The 5091-nt window shown below is 71.4% G+C and carries 5 protein-coding genes; all 5 read right to left on the bottom strand.

Going from position 1 to position 5091, the window contains the following annotated elements:
* Window positions 1–105: 105 nt before the first annotated feature.
* Window positions 106–465, bottom strand: coding sequence for a nuclear transport factor 2 family protein (locus LI92_RS19680; protein WP_046321937.1), 360 nt, complete (start codon window positions 463–465; stop codon window positions 106–108).
* A 22-nt stretch (window positions 466–487) separates the two neighbouring features.
* A complete protein-coding gene (locus tag LI92_RS19675; RefSeq protein WP_046321935.1) occupies window positions 488–1258 on the bottom strand; it encodes a maleylpyruvate isomerase N-terminal domain-containing protein in 771 nt (256 codons plus the stop codon).
* Between the two features lie 29 nt (window positions 1259–1287).
* Window positions 1288–3036 (bottom strand): DUF7159 family protein, encoded by a 1749-nt coding sequence (locus LI92_RS23945; RefSeq protein WP_046321933.1) that lies wholly within the window; start codon window positions 3034–3036, stop codon window positions 1288–1290.
* A gap of 66 nt (window positions 3037–3102) precedes the next feature.
* Window positions 3103–4548, bottom strand: coding sequence for a DUF7159 family protein (locus LI92_RS19665; RefSeq protein WP_286135202.1), 1446 nt, complete (start codon window positions 4546–4548; stop codon window positions 3103–3105).
* A gap of 106 nt (window positions 4549–4654) precedes the next feature.
* A partial coding sequence (gene dcd / locus LI92_RS19660) for a dCTP deaminase (RefSeq protein ID WP_046321930.1) occupies window positions 4655–5091 on the bottom strand: 437 nt, incomplete at its 5' end.

Raw genomic sequence — 5091 nt, 5'->3', positions numbered from 1 at the left:
CGGGGATCGCGAACGCGGCGGAGCCGGGTGAAGCGGATCCCCGCCCGAGTCCCAGCGGGGATCGCGAACGCGGCGGAGCCGGGTGAAGCCGATCCCTGCCGGGGCTTAATCGACCCGATCGCCCTCGGTGAGCTCCGTCGCCGCCAGGGCCTCTTCCAGGTCCTGGTGGCGAAACACCGCGGTGACGTGATCGTGCACCACCCGGAAGGCGACCGCTTGGGCCACGCCGCCACCCGCCGGGGTCAGTTCGGCCACGACCACCCCGTCATGGAAGTACATCCGGCCGATACCAGCGTTGACCTCGACTGACGCGGCCCACTGGCGCAATGCCTCAAGCCCCTGACCGGCGCCGTCGGCGTCGGCCAACTCGATATCGTCGCTGGACAGTTGTTCCAGCGTGTCCAGATCACCGGCGGCCAGGGCGTCGTGCCAGGCAAGTACCGTTGCGATCTCCGATGTGCTCATGGTCGCCCAAGTTACCGCCCGATCAGAAGACGGTGTGGTCGATCCAGTTCTCCCACACCGCAGCGTCGCCGAAGACCGCGACGCCGGTCTCGGCGACTGCGACCCGGCGCGTGACCGCCAGAAACAGCTCGAGGGCCGAACCCCGCAGTGCCACCGAACCTTTGCCATGGTCGTGCGACCAGCTGACCGTGTCGGTGCCGACCGGCCTGCTGATCGTCCATTCCCCCGCGGCTCCGAGGCCTTCGTCGGTGGCGTGCAGGTGAACGCTCTGGCCCTCGGCAAGCCCCGATGTCTGGCCGTTGCGCGCCAGCAGGGCCGGAGTCAGATCCAGCAGCTCGCTGATCCCGTCGGCGGCCAACTCCGCAGACAACGTGAAGTCTTTGAAGGCATCACCGAGTGCCAGCGCGGCGTCCGCGCGGTGCACGGTGGCCTCGTGCAGTCGGCGGCGCACCCACCACGAGGCGGGGCGCGGGCCGGTGAACGTCCAGACCGGCGTGTCCGGCCCCGTCTGGGCGACCGCGTCCAGGACCAGTTGCGCCCCGTCGTGGAGCCACGCGATGGCGGCGTCGGGCTCGGCGGGGGGCTTGCCGCCGGCGACGTCTCGCGGATCCAGCGGATGGTCCATCCGGTCAGCGATGATCTGTGCGGCCCAACGGTTTCCGCGGCCATAGTGCCGGAAGAGTTGGTTGAGGTTCCACCCCGGACACGTCGGGACCGCCAGCTGGGGATCACCGGCGCGGATCAGCTCGCCGAATCCGCGGGTCTCATCGAGCAGTGCTGCGGCGTAGTCCACGGCGTCAGGCTAGTGGATTCTGCGCCTGCTCAGAAGGGCCAGCCGCCACCGTTGCCGCCGCTGCCCTGGCCGCCCCCGCCGAAGCCGGGGAACCAGGAGCCGCTGCCGCCACCGGGGGCGTTGCTCCCGCCCCCCAGCCCCGGGATCCAGGGATTGTTCCCGCCGCCGTTAGTGCCGATTCCCGGCAGCCATGGCGACGGGTTTCCACCCTTCTTGCCGCCACCACTGTCGTTATCCGGCAGCCACGACGGGTTACCGCCCTTCTTCCCGCCACCGTCGTTGTCCGGCAGCCACGACGGGTTACCGCCCTTCTTGCCGCCACCATCGTTGTCGGGAAGCCAGGACGGATTGCCGCCGCTGGTGGAGGGCTTTTGGGTGGGCGGCCGAAAGAGCGGCGGCAGCTCGGGTTGCTGGATCTGCGGGGCGGGCACCGGCGCGGCGGGGGCCGGAACCTCGACCGGCGCCGGAACCTGCACCGGGATGGGTACCGGAACCGGTACGGGAGCCACCGGGGCGGGGGCCGGAGCAGCCGGGGCGGGCGCCGGCGCTGCCGGAGCCGGGGCCGCCGGAACGGGCGCCGGAGCCGCCGGAGCGGGCACCGGCTGAGCCACCGGAACCTGGGCGGCCGGCGGCTCGGGCGCCGGCAGGGGCGCCATTTCGGGTGCGGGCGCCGGGGCGGGTGCCTGCTGGGTCGGCGCGATGATGTGCCCACTGGGGGCCGGATGGTCGGCGGCGGTGGGCCGGATGCTGACCGCCAGAGCCACCGCCAAGCTGGAGACCCCGACCACGAAGAACGCGGCGAGGCCGCTGCCGGCCAGCAGGAATGGCCTGCGCCGCAGCAGGGGCTCACGCTCGTCGACGACCCCGAGCGCCGAACTCGGCGGGGAGCTGTCGTCGGCATCGAGCACGGCGCCGTCGAGGGGGTCTGCGCCGAGGTCCAGGTAGCCGCTGGGGGCATCGTCGGGAACTGCGCTGTAGGCCAGGGCGTACTCACCCACCGTGGCGTCGTAGTCGGCGGGGTAGGCATACGCCAGTGCGACGAGCTCGGGGTCGATCATGCCGGTGCCCGGGTCGCGGGCCCAGGCCAGCGCCGACGTCGAGGAGTCGAATTGCGGCGTTTGCGCGCTGGCCAGCGCCGCGCCGCGGGCCAACGCGGTCTCCGGCTCCTCGGGCACGCTGACCGGCAGTGCGCTGGCCGCATCCAGTGCGGGCTTGACCACGCCGATGTTGACGCCGGAGCCGACGACGAACAAACCCTCGGGCTGCGAGGCCAAGCGGCCGGCTTCTGCGGCCAGCCGGGTCAGCTCGCCTTTCGCGGCGGCGTCATCGGGCGGCAGCGTCACCTTCTGCACCTCGGTGATCGAGCCGTCCGCTGAGTCGACGACCGCCAGGGTTGCCCCGTCGGGCTCGACGAACATCAGCGCGGTCCGCTGGTAGCCGACCGAGCTGCCCACGGTCTGCGCCAGCGCGGCTGCCGCCAAGAACGCCGACACCAGCATCACGTTTTCGACGCGGTGCTGGGCTAGGGCGTCGCGCAACCGACCCGCCTGCAGCTGGTCGGTGACGGTCACCCCGGTGGCCGCCAGCCGGTAGCCGCTCTCGCGTGCACTCTCTTGGGTGCCCAGGATGGCGGAGACAACCTGGTGGGGCAGCCTCGCGTCGCCGGCCTGGACCTCGAAGCCGTCTTCGTCGACGGTTCCCCCGCCGGCGTGTTCGCCTTCGACCAGGACCATGCGGACCGACGGCGGGGCCATCGAGACCCCCAAGACGATGTCCACCGCACCTCCTCCACTGCCAGCGGATTCTTAGCCCATCTTACAAGCGCTGGGGAAGTGAACGCCCGCTCAGAAGCGCAGGCCGGGTATCGGGAACGGGAACCCGCCGCCGCCGCGGCCGTGCCCGCCACCGGGCCCACCGCCGCCGGGACCCCGCCCGCGGCCGGGTCCCCAGCCGTCGTCGCCGCGGCCGCCCTTGGGCGGGCCGAACAGCGGCGGACCGCCGGGCAGGCCCGGAATTCCCAGGTTGGGAAGCGGTGGGGGTGGCAGCACCGGAGGGGGCGGCGGAAGCGCCGGGGGTGGCGGTGCCGGTGCCACCGGCAAGGGTGCCGGAGCCCGCGGGGCCGGCGCCTCGACGGCAGGGACCGGAGCACGCGGTGGAGCCGGCTGTCCGGCCGGAGCGGGCGGTGCCGCTGGAGGCGGAGGCGCAGGGGTGACCACTGCCGCCGGCGCGGGCTTTTGCGGGGTGACGATATTGGCCCGCACGTCGGGCCGGTCCTGGTTGGCCGCCCGCATGCCCACCGCCAACGCGATCGCCAAACCCAGCACGCCGATCACGAACAGGGCCGCGACTCCGCCGGTGACCAGCATCGGCTTGCGCTCCCGCGGCTGGACAACGGTGCTGAAGTCCAGCATCCGGGAGTCGACCAGGGCGGGATCGTCGGCGAGATCGGGAAGCGCACTGTAGGCAAGCGGCTCGTTGTTGGCGGTGGCGTTGTAGTCCACCTCGACGCCGTAGGCCATACCGGGCGCTGCGGCATAGGCGTAGGCGCCGGCCAGCGCGGGGTCGAGTTCGCCGGTGCCCGGGTCCTGCGCCCAGGCCTGCGCCCGGGTGGAGCACGAGAACAGCGGGGCGTGGGCGCTGGCCAGCGCAGCCCCGCGGGCCAGGGCCATGTCCGGTTCCTCCGGCACGCTGACCGGAAGCTCGGTGGCTTTGTCCAATTCCGGTTTGATCATCGCCACGTTGACGCCCGAGCCGACGACGAACAGTCCGTCGGGCTGGGATTCCAGGCGCTGGGCGTTGGCGGCCAGTTCGGTGATCTCGCCGACCGCGCTGTCGTCGTCGGGCGACAGGGGCTGGCGGTGGATCTCGGAGATCGAACCGTCATCGGAGTTGACGACGGCCAGGGTGGCGGTGTCGGGCTCGACGAACAGCAGGGCCGTGCGGGCATAGCGGGTGGCACTTCCCACCGACTGCGCCAGCGCGGCAGCGGCCAAAAACGCCGACACCAGCATCACGTTCTCGATCTTGCGGCCGGCCAGCGCCTCGCGCAGCGCCGTCGCCTCAGCTTCGCTGCTCCAGGTCACGCCGGTGGAGCTGAGCTGGTAGCCCCCTTCGCGGGCACCTTCATGGGTGCCCAGGATCGCCGACACCGCCCGTTGCGTGGCGGTTTGCGTTCCGTCGGGGATCTCGAAGTCGTCGTGTTCCACGGTGAGCCCGTCGGCGTTCTCGCCTTCCACCAACACCATGCGGACCGCCGAGGGTGCCACCGACACCCCAAGAACGATCTCCACGACAACCTCCCCTTCTGCTGCTCGGCCAGGTATGCGGGCCTTACCCCTACCAGGGCTGGCCGAAACCGGCTTCATCGCAGCCGCGGGGCGGCGTGCTATCCGAGGGCTACCCGGACTTGATGAAGTTCTGGTACGAGCGGGACGGCGTCGGCCCGCGCTGGCCCTGATATTTCGACCCTACGCGTGTACTGCCGTAAGGGTGTTCTGCCGGACTGGTCAGGCGCAGCAGACACAGCTGCCCGATCTTCATGCCCGGCCACAGGGTGATCGGCAGATTGGCCACGTTGGACAGCTCCAAGGTGATGTGCCCGGAGAAGCCCGGATCGATGAATCCGGCGGTGGAGTGGGTGAGCAGGCCCAGTCGCCCGAGGCTGGATTTGCCCTCCAGCCGCCCGGCGAGGTCTTCGGGCAGCGTGCAGCACTCCAGGGTCGAGCCCAGCACGAACTCGCCGGGGTGCAGCACGAACGGCTCACCGGGTTTGGGTTCGACCAGCGTGGTCAGCTCGTCCTGCTGTTGCGCCGGGTCGATGTGGGTGTAGCGGG

Origin of the sequence: Mycobacterium sp. UM_Kg1, assembly GCF_000972925.1 — a bacterium.
Classification (GTDB): domain Bacteria; phylum Actinomycetota; class Actinomycetes; order Mycobacteriales; family Mycobacteriaceae; genus Mycobacterium; species Mycobacterium hiberniae.
The sequence above is the reverse complement of the archived record's forward strand: the minus strand, read 5'-3'. Positions and strand labels throughout refer to the sequence as shown.